General features: G+C 66.0%; 14 protein-coding genes. 2 read left to right on the top strand and 12 right to left on the bottom strand.

Annotated elements, in window-relative coordinates; genetic code table 11:
- The 7 genes from HWX36_RS35480 to HWX36_RS35510 all read right to left on the bottom strand — a co-directional run.
- The coding region (locus HWX36_RS35480; protein WP_279613416.1) for a beta-ketoacyl synthase N-terminal-like domain-containing protein at nt 1-433 on the bottom strand (433 nt) is incomplete at its 3' end.
- 292 nt (nt 434-725) lie between these two features.
- Nucleotides 726-1,310, bottom strand: coding sequence for a TIGR01841 family phasin (phaP, locus tag HWX36_RS35485; RefSeq protein WP_175958397.1), 585 nt, complete (start codon nt 1,308-1,310; stop codon nt 726-728).
- Between the two features lie 500 nt (nt 1,311-1,810).
- On the bottom strand, nt 1,811-2,575 hold the full coding sequence (locus HWX36_RS35490) for a ParA family protein (RefSeq protein WP_089451276.1): 765 nt from the start codon (nt 2,573-2,575) through the stop codon (nt 1,811-1,813).
- 102 nt (nt 2,576-2,677) lie between these two features.
- Nucleotides 2,678-3,301, bottom strand: coding sequence for a DNA-3-methyladenine glycosylase (locus HWX36_RS35495; RefSeq protein WP_175958398.1), 624 nt, complete (start codon nt 3,299-3,301; stop codon nt 2,678-2,680).
- Nucleotides 3,288-3,836 carry a G/U mismatch-specific DNA glycosylase gene (gene mug / locus HWX36_RS35500; protein WP_175958415.1) on the bottom strand — a complete coding sequence of 183 codons (549 nt, stop codon included), beginning with the start codon at nt 3,834-3,836 and terminating at the stop codon, nt 3,288-3,290. Before mug ends, HWX36_RS35495 begins: the two co-directional genes overlap by 14 nt.
- Nucleotides 3,837-3,956: 120 nt before the next feature.
- Nucleotides 3,957-4,526 (bottom strand): single-stranded DNA-binding protein, encoded by a 570-nt coding sequence (locus HWX36_RS35505; protein WP_175958399.1) that lies wholly within the window; start codon nt 4,524-4,526, stop codon nt 3,957-3,959.
- Between the two features lie 101 nt (nt 4,527-4,627).
- Nucleotides 4,628-5,815: an MFS transporter gene (locus HWX36_RS35510; protein ID WP_175958400.1), complete on the bottom strand. Its 1,188-nt coding sequence runs from the start codon at nt 5,813-5,815 to the stop codon at nt 4,628-4,630.
- Between the two features lie 264 nt (nt 5,816-6,079).
- Between HWX36_RS35510 and uvrA the strand changes: the two genes are divergently transcribed.
- Together uvrA and HWX36_RS35520 are read left to right on the top strand one after the other, a co-directional pair.
- On the top strand, nt 6,080-8,965 hold the full coding sequence (gene uvrA / locus HWX36_RS35515; protein ID WP_175958401.1) for an excinuclease ABC subunit UvrA: 2,886 nt from the start codon (nt 6,080-6,082) through the stop codon (nt 8,963-8,965).
- 249 nt (nt 8,966-9,214) lie between these two features.
- Complete coding sequence (locus HWX36_RS35520; RefSeq protein WP_175958402.1) at nt 9,215-10,300, top strand: AI-2E family transporter; 1,086 nt, start codon at nt 9,215-9,217, stop codon at nt 10,298-10,300.
- A 112-nt stretch (nt 10,301-10,412) separates the two neighbouring features.
- Here the strand turns inward: HWX36_RS35520 and purU are convergent, their stop codons facing one another.
- From purU to HWX36_RS35545, 5 genes are all read right to left on the bottom strand, one after another.
- Nucleotides 10,413-11,297 carry a formyltetrahydrofolate deformylase gene (gene purU, locus HWX36_RS35525; protein ID WP_175958403.1) on the bottom strand — a complete coding sequence of 295 codons (885 nt, stop codon included), beginning with the start codon at nt 11,295-11,297 and terminating at the stop codon, nt 10,413-10,415.
- A 73-nt stretch (nt 11,298-11,370) separates the two neighbouring features.
- Nucleotides 11,371-12,237, bottom strand: coding sequence for a DUF4743 domain-containing protein (locus HWX36_RS35530; protein WP_175958404.1), 867 nt, complete (start codon nt 12,235-12,237; stop codon nt 11,371-11,373).
- Between the two features lie 5 nt (nt 12,238-12,242).
- Nucleotides 12,243-12,857 carry a LysE family translocator gene (locus HWX36_RS35535; protein ID WP_089451298.1) on the bottom strand — a complete coding sequence of 205 codons (615 nt, stop codon included), beginning with the start codon at nt 12,855-12,857 and terminating at the stop codon, nt 12,243-12,245.
- A gap of 43 nt (nt 12,858-12,900) precedes the next feature.
- Nucleotides 12,901-13,467, bottom strand: a complete 567-nt coding sequence (locus HWX36_RS35540; RefSeq protein WP_175958405.1) for an adenine phosphoribosyltransferase — start codon at nt 13,465-13,467, stop codon at nt 12,901-12,903.
- 81 nt (nt 13,468-13,548) lie between these two features.
- Nucleotides 13,549-15,555 carry a monovalent cation:proton antiporter family protein gene (locus HWX36_RS35545; protein ID WP_175958416.1) on the bottom strand — a complete coding sequence of 669 codons (2,007 nt, stop codon included), beginning with the start codon at nt 15,553-15,555 and terminating at the stop codon, nt 13,549-13,551.
- Nucleotides 15,556-15,619 lie beyond the last annotated feature (64 nt).

Here is a 15,619-nt window from a genome sequence, read left to right on the forward strand (position 1 = left end):
CGATCATCGTGTCGACCAGCTTCGCGTCGCCCATCCGGAACCCGTCGCGCGAGCCCGGCAGCACGTGCGGCGACGCGCTCATGTTCTCCTGGCCGCCCGCGATCACGATCTCCGCGTCGCCCGCGACGATCGCGTTCGCCGCCAGCATCACGGCCTTCAGGCCCGAGCCACACACCTTGTTGATCGTCAGCCCCGGCACTGCATTCGGCAGCCCGGCCTTGATCAGCGACTGCCGCGCCGGGTTCTGCCCGGAACCGGCCGTCAGCACCTGCCCCATGATCACTTCGCTGACCTGCTCGGGCTTCACGCCCGCACGCTCCAGCACCGCGCGAATCACCGTCGCGCCCAGCTCCGGCGCCGCAATCTTCGCAAGCGAACCGCCGAATTTGCCGACCGCGGTCCGCGCGGCCGATACGATCACTACATCCGTCATGTCCGGTTCCTGCATTGAAATCAGTTCGTCGTTCTGACGCCGGCCCGAGCCGACCTCGGCTGGCGATCACACGTCTCGAGCCTTCCGGCGCGATAGCGGTCGCACGCCGCCGTACGGCGCGCGGCACCCGTTCGCACGGGCGGCACTCCGGTACGGCCCGCCGGTTCACCGGCGTCTTGCGGCAAACCGGACATTCGCCGGACGCCACGCGGCACACGCGGCGCCCGGCGCCGTCCGGCGCCGATCGATCGTGTCGCGCCAGTGCGCGACACGTGCTTGCGTGGCTACGCGATTACGCAGCCGATTCGCGTGCAGCCGCTGCGTCCTTGCGTGCGGCGGCAACCGTTTGCTTCGCGCCGCGCGTCGCCGTTTCGCTGACCGCATCGAACCCGCTCTGTGCGGCTTCGATCGCCTGACCCGTCGCTGCGCGCACCGAGTCGGCCGCGGCAGTCGCCGCCGACAACGCCGAGTTCAGCGCGGCCACCACCGGCGCCGAGCCGGCCGGTGCATGCTTCGACAGCTCGCCGAGCACGTCCTTCAGGCGCTTGTCGTTCTGTTCGTATTGCGCTTGTGCGACCTTCGCCCATTCGGACTGCGTCGACACTGCGATGTCGAACAGATGACGGCCGTACGACACGACCTTGCCGGCCGCTTCCTGTGGTGCGGCGACCTGCTGCGCGAAGCCCACGGCCGGGTTGCTGCTGTTGAACGCGTTTTTCAGCTTGTCCTCGTATTCCTCGAGCGCCGTCCGGGCCGCTTGCAGGTTGAGTTCGACGACAGCCTCGAAACCCTGGATCGCCGGACGCGCGATAGCAAACCACGCGGCGATACCGGATTGATAATCGGCGTTGATTTTTTCGGGGGCAAATACGGACATCGGGCACGCTCCTGTTAGCAATGCGAGAGACGACGTAAAGAAAACTGGAAGCCGATCGACGGCAGACTTCCTTATTGACAACCCGTCACTTGTTTGAGCACGGGAAGTTGAAGGAGCACATTCTAGATCGATTAATTGTCAATTAAATGGCATTAATACTAAGTGTAAACCCTTATTTTGATCCGAAGTGACCGCTGGAACCCGTGATGCGCCGACATTGCAGATGAGGCGGCGCATCGCTCTGTCCCGCAATGCACTTTTACCTTTTTACAGGATAGCGGATCATGACGTCGCGCAACATTTACCAATTCATTATTCCGTTTATTAGAAAACCGGCACTCATTGAAAATGGAGCGATCACTTATGTAATCGTTTTTCTGGATTTATTATGAAATCGTTTTCGGGATTATTAATGACGGAATCAATGATCGGATGAATTTCGGATCGAAATAAAAAACGGCCGCACGATGCGGCCGCGGGTTCGTCAGGCAGGCGCGTGATCAGCCGGCCAGTTCGCGATGCAGCGCGAGGAACTCCTGCGCGAGCTTGTGCCCGGGTTCCAGATGGATCACCGGCTTGGACTGCTGATGCGACTCGCGGATCTTCACCGACGCCGACAACCTCGACGCGAGCACCGGCAGCCCTTCTTCGACGAGTTCGTCGACCAGCCGCTGCGGCAGGCTCGCCCGCGGCTGGAACTGGTTGATCACGATCCCTTCCACCTCGAGCGCCGCGTTGTGGTCCTGCTGGATTTCCTTCACGTTTTCGAGCAGCGTGTACAGCGCACGGCGCGAGAAATCGTCGCAGTCGAACGGGATCAGGCAGCGCTCGACCGCGATCAGCGCCGAACGCGTATAGAAATTCAGCGCGGGTGGCGTATCGATGTAGACGGCGTCGTAGGTGTCGAGCTCGTTCAGCGCGTCGCGCAGCTTGTAAATCTTGTAGCGCGATTCGAGCTTGCCGTGCAGCGTGTCGAGATCCGGATGCGCGGGCATCACGTCGAGCCCTTCGAACGGGGTCGGATGAATGAACGACGCGACGTCGACCGGGCGAAAGTTGAAGGTCAGCGCGGTTTCGAAGAAATCCGCGACGCCCGGCTGCGCGTCGGCTGCGGCGTCGCCGAGCAGGTAGCGCGTCGAGTTCGCCTGCGCATCGAGGTCGATGACGAGCGTGCGCAGCCCTTCGCTCGCGCTGATCGCCGCCAGGTTGCAGACGATCGTCGATTTGCCCACGCCGCCCTTCTGGTTGAATACGACCCGCCGCATTGTGTCTCCTCGATCGAGAATGTCGAAATAACAAGCTTAGCCGGTCAATAATGGCGGTCGCGTGACGCAGGTCGAATTGTGCGCATCCTGGCACGAGGTGTATCAGCGGCGCCCCACCGGCCCTGACACATATCGATTGGCGGGCACGCTCCACCGCCACGGCAGATCCGTGCCGACACGAATGCCGATGCGCGGCCCGCCCGCCAGATCGGCAGGCGGCGCGATATCGTCGTCGACGATCGCGAACCCTTCGCGCGCGCCGACCAGGTCGACACCATCCTGCGCGCCGCCGATCCCCATCGCCTGGGTCAGCCGCGCCGGCCCCCGGCACAGGTCGCGATCGCGCGTCTGCGGCGGCCGTGCCGCACGCATTTGTTCGAGCCCTCGCAGCGGTTCGAGCGCACGAATCAGCACGCCCGTGCCCGTGCCATCCGGGCCGCACACGCAGTTGCAGCACCAGTGCATGCCATAGGTGAAATAGACGTACAGGTGCCCCGGCGGCCCGAACATCGTCGCATTGCGCGGCGTCTTGCCGCGATAGGTATGCGCGGCCGGGTCGATCGCGCCGGCATAGGCTTCGACTTCGACGATCCGCCCGGCCCGGCCGTCCGCAGCCGCGAGAATCTTGTTCAGCAGTTGCGGCGCGACGTCGGTAGCGACGCGGTCGAAGAATGCGCGCGGCAGCACGGTGCCCGGCCACCGGGGCGCGGAGTCACTGCGCCGCATCCTGCCCCTCCGGTTGAAAACCGGAAACGGCCGTCACCTGCAGACGAAGCTGACGGTATGCATCGACCAGATCGTCGAGGCCGAACGCGAGATTTCTCCCGCTGGGATTGGGCAGCACCCAGACGTTCGCCCCCTGCATCCGGGCCGGTTGCAATCCCCATTCGATTTCTCGCTGCCCGGCAAGCGCCGCGTACGCCGCCTTGCCGAGAAAAGCGACGAAGCGCGGCCCGTAACGCGCCAGCTTCTGGTCGAACGCCGCGGCCGCAGCAATGAATTCCGTGCGCGAAAGCTGATCGGCACTCGCGGTCGGACGCTTGACCACCGCCGTCAGGCCGTAGCCATACCGGAGTATCAAGCGATCGTCCTGCGGCGAAATTTCCGCCGGCGTGAAGCCCGCGAGATGGATCACGCGCCAGAAGCGGTTGCTTCTCCCCGCGAAGTGATGCCCGGTCGCGGCCGCGGTCAGGCCGGGGTTAATCCCGCAGAACAGCACGTCGAGATGCGCAGCGATGAGGTCGGGAAGTTCGTCAGCCACGTTTTGCCTCGCGCACGAGGAACATCGACGTAAACGAAAGAAGGCCCGAAGACCCGGGCCAAGCAGCTGGCTTGACTCGGACATTCGGGCCCATCGTGATGCGGGATGCCGACTTGCCGATCAGAACGGAATATCGTCGTCCATCTCGTCGAAGCCGCCGCCTGCCGGTGCGCTCGGACGGCTCTGCGCGCCGCCGCCGCCTGCACCGCCTGCACCGCCACGCGCGGCGCCGCCGGCACGACCGCCGCCGCCACCGCCACGCTCCATCTGCTCGCCGCGACCGCCACCACCACCACCACCGTAGCCGCCGCCGTAACCGCCTTCATCGCCGCCGCCACCGCCGCCGCCCGCACCACCGCGGCCGCCGAGCATCTGCATCTGGTCGGCGACGATTTCGGTCGAGTAACGATCCTGGCCGTCCTGGCCCTGCCACTTGCGCGTGCGGATGCGGCCTTCGATATAGACCGACGAACCCTTCTTCAGGTATTCGCTGACGATTTCCGCCAGACGACCGAAGAACGCGACGCGGTGCCACTCGGTCATTTCCTTGAAATCGCCGCTTGCCTTGTCCTTGTAGCGGTCGGTCGTCGCGAGACGGATGTTCGCAACCGCGTCGCCGCTCGGCAGGTAACGGACTTCAGGATCGGCGCCGAGATTGCCGACGAGGATGACCTTGTTGACGGATGCCATGTGTTTCTCCAGTAAATTCGATGCCGGGCCGCCCGCTCATACTGTCGGTACGGCCCGCCGGGCAAGCCGGCGAACGCCGTCGGTGCCTGCCCGAAGTAAGTTCAGGCCTTGCGCGGTGGCGCTTTCATGCTGGCCGCGATTATAAGCCAGGCGGCAACGAGCCCCGAGCACGTGTAGAACACCGTATTGGCGCCTCCGTGCTTCAGCAGCCACCCACCCGCGATGCCGCCGAGCGCGAGCCCGATCGACTGCGTGGTGTTGTAGACGCCCGTGGCCGCGCCCTTGCGCGAGCCGGGCGCGAGCTTCGATACGAGCGACGGCTGCGACGCTTCCAGGATGTTGAAACCCAGGAAGTAGACGAAAAGAATCGCCGCCACAATCAGGATGGTATGCGGCGCGCTGCCCAGCAGCAATTGGCCGATCAGGATAGCCAGGATGCCGCCGAGCAGCACCGGCTTCATCTTGCCCCGTTTTTCCGCAACGATGATCGCCGGAACCATCATCACGAACGCGAGCCCCATCACCGGCAGGTAGACCTTCCAGTGCGCGGCGACCGGCAGGCCGCCATCGACCAGCAGGCGCGGCACGACGAGGAACAGCGCCGTCTGCGTCGCGTGCAGCACCAGCACGCCGAAGTTCAGGCGCAGCAGCTCGACGTTGTGCAGCACCTCGGCGAACGGCGCGGGCACGTGCACCGGCTTCGCCGCATCGGGCACGATCCACAGCACGACGCCGATCGCGAGGATCGACAGCACGCCGACGATCGCGAACAGCCCGCTCATCCCGACCCAGTGGAACACGATCGGCGCACCGACGATCGCGACCGCGAACGACACGCCGATCGAGCCGCCGACCATCGCCATCGCCTTCGTGCGGTTCTGCTCGGAGGTCAGGTCGGCGATGAATGCGAGCACCGCGGACGACACCGCGCCCATCCCCTGGATCACGCGGCCGACGATGATCCACGTGATGTCATGCGCGGACGCGGCGACAAAGCTGCCGATCGCGAAGATCACGAGGCCCGTGGCGATCACCGGCTTGCGGCCGAACTTGTCGGACGCCCAGCCGTAGAAGATGTAGAACAGCGACTGCGTGACGCCGTAGGCCCCGAGCGCGATGCCGACGAGCAGCACGTTGTCGCCGCCCGGGATGGTTTTCGCGTAGACCGAGAACACCGGCATGATCATGAACAGGCCGAGCATGCGCAGCGCGAAGATCGCCGCGAGCGACGCGGTCGCGCGCAATTCGGGCGCAGTCATGCGGGAAGACGTGGCAGACGGATTGGACATCGGGAATGAATTTCGAATGATCGGAATGGCCGCCCGACACCGGGCGGCGGAAGATCAGGACCAGCGGCCCGGGAGGCTTGGCCGGCAACACGTCGGGGCAGGATTCAGGCAGCCCGCAGGCCGCTCGGAACCGCGCGGCGCGGCCGCTTTCCCGGCGCAGGCGCCATCTTGCTGCCATCCGCTGCTAAGGCTGGGGGCCCCAAACGACGGCCTCGAAAAGCCGTTATAGTAGCAGGTTTGGTTCCCTCCATTTTGGCCAGGTTCATGGAACAGATCCGCATCCGTGGGGCTCGTACCCACAACCTGAAAAACGTCAATCTCGACCTGCCGCGCCACAAGCTGATCGTGATTACCGGGTTGTCCGGGTCGGGCAAGTCGTCGCTCGCGTTCGATACCCTTTATGCCGAGGGTCAGCGCCGCTACGTCGAAAGCCTGTCCGCGTATGCCCGCCAGTTCCTGCAGTTGATGGAGAAACCCGACGTCGACCTGATCGAAGGCCTGTCGCCGGCGATCTCGATCGAGCAGAAGGCGACGTCCCACAACCCGCGTTCGACCGTCGGCACGGTCACGGAAATCCACGACTACCTGCGACTTTTGTTCGCACGTGTCGGCACGCCGTACTGCCCCGACCACGACATCCCGCTGGAAGCGCAAAGCGTGTCGCAGATGGTCGACGCGGCGCTCGCGCTGCCCGAGGAAACCAAGCTGATGATCCTCGCGCCCGTCGTCGCGAACCGCAAGGGCGAGCACGCCGAGCTGTTCGAGGAGATGCAGGCGCAGGGTTTCGTGCGCTTTCGCGTGCGCTCGGGCGGCGGCGCCGCGAACGAAGGCGTCGCGAAGATCTACGAAGTCGAGTCGCTGCCGAAGCTGAAGAAGAACGACAAGCACACGATCGACGTCGTCGTCGATCGCCTGAAGGTGCGCCCGGACATGAAGCAGCGCCTCGCCGAGTCGTTCGAGACGGCGCTGCGCCTCGCCGACGGCCGCGCGATCGCGCTCGAGATGGATACCGACCACGAGCACCTGTTCAGCTCGAAGTTCGCGTGCCCGATCTGCTCGTACTCGCTGCAGGAGCTCGAGCCGCGCCTGTTCTCGTTCAACAACCCGATGGGCGCGTGCCCGGAATGCGACGGCCTCGGCCAGATCACGTTCTTCGACCCGAAGCGGGTCGTCGCGCACCCGTCGCTGTCGCTCGCCGCCGGCGCCGTGAAGGGCTGGGACCGCCGCAACCAGTTCTACTTCCAGATGCTGCAGAGTCTCGCGGCGTTCTACGAATTCGACATCGACGCCGCGTTCGAGGATCTCCCGGAAAAGATCCGGAAGGTGCTGCTGTTCGGCTCGGGCAAGCAGACGATCCCGTTCTCGTACATCAACGAGCGCGGCCGCACGACGATTCGCGAGCACGTGTTCGAAGGGATCATCCCGAACCTCGAGCGCCGCTACCGCGAGACCGATTCGGTCGCGGTGCGCGAAGAGCTGTCGAAGTACCAGAACAACCAGCCCTGCCCGTCGTGCGACGGCACGCGCCTGCGCCGCGAGGCGCGCCACGTGCGGATCGGCACGGGCGACTACGCGCGCGGCATCTTTGAAATCAGCGGCTGGCCGCTGCGCGACGCACTCGGCTATTTCGACGGCCTGTCGCTCGACGGCGCGAAGCGCGAAATCGCCGACAAGGTGATCAAGGAAATCGTCGCGCGCCTCACCTTCCTGAACAACGTCGGCCTCGACTACCTGTCGCTCGAACGCAGCGCGGAAACCCTGTCGGGCGGCGAGGCCCAGCGCATCCGGCTCGCGTCGCAGATCGGCTCGGGCCTCACGGGCGTGATGTACGTGCTCGACGAGCCGTCGATCGGCCTGCACCAGCGCGACAACGACCGCCTGATCGCAACCCTCAAGCACCTGCGCGACCTCGGCAACTCGGTGATCGTCGTCGAGCACGACGAGGACATGATCCGCACGGCCGACTACGTCGTCGACATGGGCCCGGGCGCCGGCGAGCACGGCGGCGTGATCGTGGCGGAAGGCACGCCGAAGCAGGTGCAGTCGAACCCGCAGTCGCTCACCGGCCAGTACCTGGTCGGCAAGCGCACGATCGAATACCCGGACGAGCGGCTTGCCCCCGATCCCGAACGGATGCTGCGCATCGTCGACGCGCACGGCAACAACCTGAAGCACGTCGATCTGGAACTGCCGATCGGCCTGCTGACCTGCATCACCGGCGTGTCGGGTTCCGGCAAGTCGACGCTGATCAACGACACGCTGTATCACGCGGTCGCGCGACACCTGTACGGCTCGTCGGCCGAACCGGCGCCGCACGAGGCGATCGAGGGCCTCGAGCACTTCGACAAGGTGATCAACGTCGACCAGTCGCCGATCGGCCGCACGCCGCGCTCGAACCCGGCCACCTACACGGGCCTGTTCACGCCGATCCGCGAGCTGTTCTCGGGCGTGCCGACCTCGAAGGAGCGCGGCTACGATCCGGGCCGCTTCTCGTTCAACGTGAAGGGCGGCCGCTGCGAATCGTGCCAGGGCGACGGCGTGCTGAAAGTGGAAATGCACTTCCTGCCGGACGTCTACGTGCCGTGCGACGTGTGCCACGGCAAGCGCTACAACCGCGAAACGCTCGAAGTGCAGTACAAGGGCAAGAACATCAGCGAAGTGCTCGACATGACGGTCGAGCACGCGTACGCGTTCTTCAGCGCGGTGCCGGTCATCGCACGCAAGCTGAAGACGCTGCTCGACGTCGGCCTCGGCTACATCCGCCTCGGCCAGTCGGCCACGACGCTGTCGGGCGGCGAAGCGCAGCGCGTGAAGCTGTCGCTCGAACTCTCCAAGCGCGACACCGGCCGCACGCTGTACATCCTCGACGAGCCGACCACCGGCCTGCACTTCCACGACATCGCGCTGCTGCTGGAAGTGATCCACCGGCTGCGCGACCAGGGCAACACGGTCGTGATCATCGAGCACAACCTCGACGTGATCAAGACGGCCGACTGGGTCATCGACCTCGGCCCCGAAGGCGGCGCCGGCGGCGGCCAGATCATCGCGCAGGGCACGCCCGAGCAGGTCGCGAAGACGAAGGCGAGCTTTACCGGCAAGTATCTCGCACCGCTTCTCAAGCGTCCGGCCCGCAAGGTCGCGGCGGGCTGACGCGTCCCGCCCTCTCCTGCCGCGCGCGGCCGCCCGGCCGCGCGCGCCCCTGCGCACCGCGCAACGAGCCCCCTCTCGTTTTCCCTTCTGCGTTTACACCATGCGCCAAACGGCTCCGTTGCGGACCATAATGGCGGCTATACTTTACGGTCGTAAGGTTCGCCGTACGCACCAATCCGGTGCGGCGCCGGGCGAACACGGCTCTGCCGCGCATTCCGCGGCATGACACACGAACGACAGGAATCCACGATGGAGAAGCAACCAGACTCGTCTCGCGATGTGCAGAATCGCGAACCGCACCTGCGCAGCGTGCGGCTGACGAGCGACTTCAGCCTGCCGAAACTGTCGGCACTCGAGATCGGCAGCTACGTGTTCGCGATCCTCGCCATGTGGCTCGTGATCGAGCTCAAGCTGCTCGGCGGGCTGCTGGCCGGCCTGCTCGTCTACCAGCTGATCCACACGATCGCCCCCGTGATCGAACGCCACACCACGAGCATGCGCGCGCGCTGGGTCGCCGTCGTGCTGCTGTCGATCGCGATCGTCGGCGCGCTGACGGGCCTGACGATCGGCATCATCGAACACTTCGAGCGCACGGTGCCGAACCTGCAAAGCCTGCTCGACCAGCTGATGCAGATCGTCGAGCAGACCCGCGCACGCACGCCGGCCTGGATCGCGAACCTGCTGCCCGTCGACGTCGAGCAGATGAAGACGAAGGCCGCCGTGCTGATGCACTCGCACATGGACCAGCTCCAGCAAAGCGGCAAGAGCGTCGCGCGCGGCTTCGGCCACGTGCTGTTCGGGATGATCATCGGCGCGATGATCGCGATCGGCGTCGAGCACGGCAAGGTGCGCCGGCCGCTGTCCACTGCGCTCGTCACGCGCGTGTCGCGCTTCGCCGACGCATTCCGCCGGATCGTGTTCGCGCAGATCAAGATCTCGGCGATCAACGCGACGTTCACGGGCATCTACCTGCTCGTCGCGCTGCCGATCTTCCACCAGCGGCTGCCGCTGTCGAAAACGCTCGTGCTCGTCACGTTCATCGTCGGGCTGCTGCCCGTGATCGGCAACCTGATCTCGAACACGCTGATCGTCGCCGTATCGCTGTCGGTCAGCATGGGCACCGCGATCGCGTCGCTGGCGTTCCTCGTGGTCATCCACAAGCTCGAATACTTCCTGAACGCGAAGATCATCGGCGGCCAGATCGAGTCGCGCGCATGGGAGCTGCTGCTCGCGATGCTGATCATGGAAGCCGCGTTCGGGCTGCCGGGTGTGATCGCCGCGCCGATCTTCTATGCGTACCTGAAGCGCGAGCTGTACCTGCTGCGGCTGATCTGACGCAGCCCGTGCGTCAACAGCGATAAAAAAACGCCGCGCCCCGTGAAGGGCGCGGCGTTTTTGTTTGTGGGGGGCCGGCCATCCGACAGCCGACTGTCCGGCGCCCGACGAATCAGCGGAACACGACCGTCTTCGTCCCGTTCAGCACGATCCGGTGCTCGACGTGCCACTTCACCGCGCGCGCGAGCGTCACGCATTCGACGTCGCGGCCGATCGCGGTCAGCTGATCGGGCGTCATGCTGTGGTCGACGCGCTCGACTTCCTGCTCGATGATCGGGCCTTCGTCGAGATCGGTCGTCACGTAGTGCGCGGTCGCGCCGATCAGCTTCACGCCACGGTCGAACGCCTGGTAGTAAGGCTTCGCTCCCTTGAAGCTCGGCAGGAACGAATGGTGGATGTTGATCGCGCGACCGGCGAGCTGCTCGCACATGTTCGGCGACAGGATCTGCATGTAGCGCGCGAGCACGACGAGATCGGCCTGGTGCTCGTCGATCACTTCCAGCACGCGTGCTTCCTGCGCGGCCTTCGCGGCATCGGACGAACCGCCGATCAGCGGGAAGTGATGAAACGGGATGTTGTAGCTCGCGGCGAGCTGGTAGAACTCCTTGTGGTTCGACACGATCGCCGGGATCTCGATCGGCAGCTGGCCGGTGCGATAGCGGAACAGCAGGTCGTTCAGGCAGTGGCCGATCTTCGACACCATGATCACGACGCGCGGCTTCACGGCCGCGTCATGCAGTTCCCAGCGCATCGAGAACTGTTCCGCGAGCGGCGCGAATTCCTTGCGAAGCGTGTCGAGCGCCGACGCGGCATCCGCGCCGCCGCCGTCCTGCTCGAAGTGCACGCGCATGAAGAATTCGCTGGTGCGGCTGTCGCCGAACTGCGCCGAATCGAGGATGTTGTTGCTGCGCTCGAACAGGAAGCCCGAGACCGCATGGACGATACCGTGCCGGTCGGGGCACGACAGTTTCAAGATAAAGCTGTGATCGGTCGGCATGACCGCTACTCCCTTCGTTTCCGTATTCGTCAAATTGCCCGTTCGCGCCGCCAGGCTGCGCGCGCGGCACGCGTCACGCGGCCGGTGCGAACAGTGCGTCGATGCCCGCGGCGTCGGCCGCCGGGATCCAGCGGTGGCGCAGCAGCGTGTCGAGCGTCGCGAGGCTTGCATCCATCGTCGCGCGGCCGGCGCGCAGCCAGCCGATCACCTCGGGCACGCCGGCCAGCAGGTGTTCGGCCACTTCGCCGTCCTGGTTGCGCGGCGCGAAGTCGCGCGGCAGCGACAGGTCGTACACGAAGATCAGTTCGGACTGCGTGCCTTCCGGCAGCGAGCACAGCACCTGCACCGCGCGGCCCGCGATCGCGCGCGCGGCCAGTTCGGCCGGAATGCCGGCTTCTTCCCAGCATTCCTTCGCGAGCGTCTCGTGAACGCCCAGGCCCCAGCCGATCCCGCCCGCGACGACGTTGTCGAGCATGCCGGGGTCGGTTGCCTTGGTCTCGCTGCGGCGGCCGAGCCACATCTGCGGGACGGCCGCGGCGGACGGCCCGCCCGGCGTAACCGCATATTCTACGATGCCGTTCAGATGCACCGCGTAAGTCTGCGTACCGAAGAAGCGCGACGCGGCGCGCTCGATGTACGCCAGCGGCGGATCGTCGAAGCGGTTGCGGATCGCGTAGATCTCGTCGCGCCAGCCGGGAATCGCGCCTTCGGCCGCGAGCGCGCCGATCGCGCTCGCCAGCGCCATGCTGCGTGCGTCGACCGAGTCGTAGCGCGCCGACAGCACGACGCGCTCGTCGGTCAGCTCGAACACGTCGGGCCAGCGGGCGAGCCTCGCGACGTCCTCGCGGCGCACCCAGCCGACCGCCTGGCCGGCAATCTCGAAACGCAGGTGCGCGGCCGGATCGAAGCGGCGCGCGGCCGCAATGCATGGAAACGTCATCGCGATCAGTCCTTCAGCGCGACGCGGATGCCGATCGCGATGAACGTCGCGCCGGCGATCCGGTCGAGCCACACGCCGGCCTTCGGGCGGCGCTTCAGCCACGCGCCGATCATGCCCGCGCCGACGCCGAACAGCGAAAAGATCGCGGCCGTCTGCAACATGAACAGCGCGCCGAGTTCGAACATCTGCAGCGTCACGCTCTGCCCGCCGTGCGGATCGACGAATTGCGGCAGGAACACGACGAAGAACAGCGTGACCTTCGGGTTCATCAGGTTGCCGATCACGCTCTGCCGGAAGATCGTGCCAAGCGGCTGCGGCGGACGCTCATGCGCATTCGCGAGGCCCTGACTGCGCAGCGCCTTGATGCCGATCCACACGAGGTACGCGGCGCCCGCGAGCTTCAGGATCTCGAACGCGACCGGAGACGAACGCAGCACGGCCGCGACGCCGAGCGCCGCGAGCGTCGTGTGGAACAGGATCCCGGCCGTGAAGCCGAGCGCGGCGACGAAGCCGGCCGCGCGGCCCTGCGAGATGCCGCGTGCGAGCACCTGCAGGTTGTCGGGCCCCGGCGCGAACGTGATCGCGATCGACGTGGCGAGAAACAGCATGAAGTTGGGCATCGTGACCTCGCTGCGTAACGTGGAAGCTCAGACGGGCCGGCGTTCAGTGGCCGGCGAATTCGGTGACGGTATAAACCGGCAGTCCGGCGTTGCGCAGCAGCGCCGAGCCGCCGAGATCCGGCAGGTCGATGATCGCCGCGCCTTCGACGACCTCCGCGCCGAGCCGCTGCAGCAGGTTGCGCCCCGCCATCATCGTGCCGCCGGTCGCGATCAGGTCGTCCATGATGATCACGCGGTCGCCGGGGCGGCACGCGTCTTCGTGGATCTCGACCGTCGCGCTGCCGTATTCGAGCTCGTACGATTCCGAGCGCGTCTTGTACGGCAGCTTGCCGACCTTGCGGATCGGCACGAAGCCGACGCTCAGTTCGTACGCGACGATCGGCGCGATGATGAAGCCGCGTGCATCGAGGCCCGCGACGTAGTCGAGCTTTGCATCGACATAGCGCTCGACGAACAGGTCGACGAGGATGCGCAGCGCCTTCGGGCTCTGCAGCAGCGTCGTGATGTCGCGGAACATCACGCCCGGCTGCGGCCAGTCAGGCACCGTGCGGATCTGGCTGTGGATGAAGGCGACCGGATCGAGCGGTGCGCCCGACGACGAATGCGGCATGAAACTCTCCGAAAAAAACGGTGCGCGAAGATCGGGCACCGTTTCGAATCAATACGGGTCAGGTGTGTAACCAAGCGCGGCTCAGGCGGCCGCAGCCGGCGGATCGCGCCGATGCCGCGACAGCCGCTCCTCCGCGAGCGCGAGCGCCTCGGGCAACCCGCGCAGCACGACGATGTCGCTCGCGCGCAGCTTGGTCTGCGGATCGGGTTCGACGCCGCGGATACCGTGCCGGCGGATCGCCGTGACTTCGAGCCCGAGTGCATACAGCCCCATTTCTTCCAGCGACCGCCCGACCGCGTCCGCGCGCGCATCGACCGGCACCGATTGTAGCCGCACCTGCTCGCGATCGTCGTCGTCCGCGTCGTCCGCGCCGCGGAAATAGCCGCGCAGCAGGCTGTAGCGTTCGTCACGCATTTCCTCGACGCGCCGCACGACCTTGCGCATCGGCACGCCGACCAGCACCAGCGTGTGCGACGCGAGCATCAGGCTGCCTTCGACGATTTCCGGAATCACCTCGGTCGCGCCGGCCGCGAGCAGCTTCTCGAGATCGGCATCGTCGACGGTGCGCACGATCGCGGGCAGCGTCGGCTCGAGTTCGTGCACGTGATGCAGTACGCGCAGCGCGGACGGCGTGTTCGCGTAGGTGATCGCCACCGCCGCCGCGCGGTGAATGCCGGCCGCGAGCAGCGACTCGCGGCGCGCCGCGTCGCCGAACACGACCGATTCGCCGGCCGCCGCGGCCGCGCTCACGCGATCGGGGTCGAGGTCGAGCGCGACGTACGGAATGCCCTCCTGCTCGAGCATGCGCGCCAGGTTCTGGCCCGCGCGGCCATAGCCGCAGATGATCACGTGGCCGCGCTGCTTGAGGCTTTGCGTCGCGATCCGCGTCATCTGCAGCGACTGCTGCATCCATTCCGTCGACGACAGCCGCATCACGATCCGGTCGGCGTTCTGGATCAGGAACGGCGCGGCGAGCATCGACAGCAGCATCGATGCGAGGATCGCCTGCAGCAGCGTCGAATCGACGAGGTGCCGGTCGAGGATCAGGTTCAGCAGCACGAAGCCGAATTCGCCGGCCTGCGCGAGGCCGATGCCGGTGCGCATCGCGACGCCCGGCGTCGCGCCGAACAGCCGCGCGAGCCCCGTGATCATCGTGGCCTTGAACAGCACCTGGCCGACGAAGAAGCCGAGCACCAGCAACGGATGCTCCCAGATCACGCGCGGATCGAGCAGCATCCCCGTCGTCACGAAGAATAGGCCGAGCAGCACGTCGCGGAACGGCTTGATGTCCTCTTCCACCTGATGGCGGAACGGCGTCTCGGAGATCAGCATCCCCGCGATGAACGCGCCGAGCGCGAGCGACAGGCCGAACTTGTCGGTGATGAATGCGGCGCCGAGCGTGACGAGCAGCAGGTTCAGCACGAACAGCTCCTGCGAGCGGCGCCGCGCGACGACGTTGAGCCAGCGCGTCATGAAGCGCTGCCCGATGACCAGCAGCAGCGCGAGCGCGATCACGATCTTGACGGCCGCGAAACCGAGCGTCAGCGCGAGATCCTTGGACGATCCGGCCCCGAACGCGGCGATCACGATCAGCAGCGGCACGACCGCGAGATCCTGGAACAGCAGCACGCCGAAGATGTTGCGGCCGTGCTCGGTCTCGATCTCGAGCCGCTCGGCGAGCATCTTCGACACGATCGCCGTCGACGACATCGCGAGCGCACCGCCAAGTGCGACGGCGCCCTGCCACGTGATGTGCACCCAGCGCTCGAACAGGAAGCCAAGCACGACTGCGAGCACGAGGGTCGCGACGACCTGCAGCAACCCGAGCCCGAACACGAGCCGCTGCATCGACCTCAGCTTCGCCAGCGAGAACTCGAGGCCGATCGAGAACATCAGGAACACCACGCCGAATTCCGCGAGATGCTCGGCCCGTTCGAGATCCGCGGTAATGCCGAGCGCGTGCGGGCCGACCAGGATGCCGACGGTCAGGTAGCCGAGCATCGGCGGCAGGTTCAGCGAGCGGAATACGACGACACCCACCACCGAGGCCAGCAGCAGCAGCAGGGTCATTTCGAGCGGGGAAATCACGGGCAAAGCGTCCTCGTTCGTCGGGGCCACCGCGAAGCGCGGCACGGTGGCGTAGCGTGGGATA

Source organism: Burkholderia sp. BCC0405, assembly GCF_902833075.1.
GTDB lineage: Bacteria > Pseudomonadota > Gammaproteobacteria > Burkholderiales > Burkholderiaceae > Burkholderia.

Coding starts and splice junctions, on each gene's coding strand:
- HWX36_RS35510 (WP_175958400.1), bottom strand. CDS start 5,815: ATGTCCAATCCGTCTGCCACGTCTTCCCGCATGACTGCGCCCGAATTG.
- HWX36_RS35535 (WP_089451298.1), bottom strand. CDS start 12,857: ATGCCCAACTTCATGCTGTTTCTCGCCACGTCGATCGCGATCACGTTC.
- HWX36_RS35490 (WP_089451276.1), bottom strand. CDS start 2,575: ATGCGGCGGGTCGTATTCAACCAGAAGGGCGGCGTGGGCAAATCGACG.
- uvrA (WP_175958401.1), top strand. CDS start 6,080: ATGGAACAGATCCGCATCCGTGGGGCTCGTACCCACAACCTGAAAAAC.
- HWX36_RS35520 (WP_175958402.1), top strand. CDS start 9,215: ATGGAGAAGCAACCAGACTCGTCTCGCGATGTGCAGAATCGCGAACCG.
- phaP (WP_175958397.1), bottom strand. CDS start 1,310: ATGTCCGTATTTGCCCCCGAAAAAATCAACGCCGATTATCAATCCGGT.
- HWX36_RS35495 (WP_175958398.1), bottom strand. CDS start 3,301: ATGCGGCGCAGTGACTCCGCGCCCCGGTGGCCGGGCACCGTGCTGCCG.
- purU (WP_175958403.1), bottom strand. CDS start 11,297: ATGCCGACCGATCACAGCTTTATCTTGAAACTGTCGTGCCCCGACCGG.
- HWX36_RS35540 (WP_175958405.1), bottom strand. CDS start 13,467: ATGCCGCATTCGTCGTCGGGCGCACCGCTCGATCCGGTCGCCTTCATC.
- HWX36_RS35530 (WP_175958404.1), bottom strand. CDS start 12,237: ATGACGTTTCCATGCATTGCGGCCGCGCGCCGCTTCGATCCGGCCGCG.
- HWX36_RS35505 (WP_175958399.1), bottom strand. CDS start 4,526: ATGGCATCCGTCAACAAGGTCATCCTCGTCGGCAATCTCGGCGCCGAT.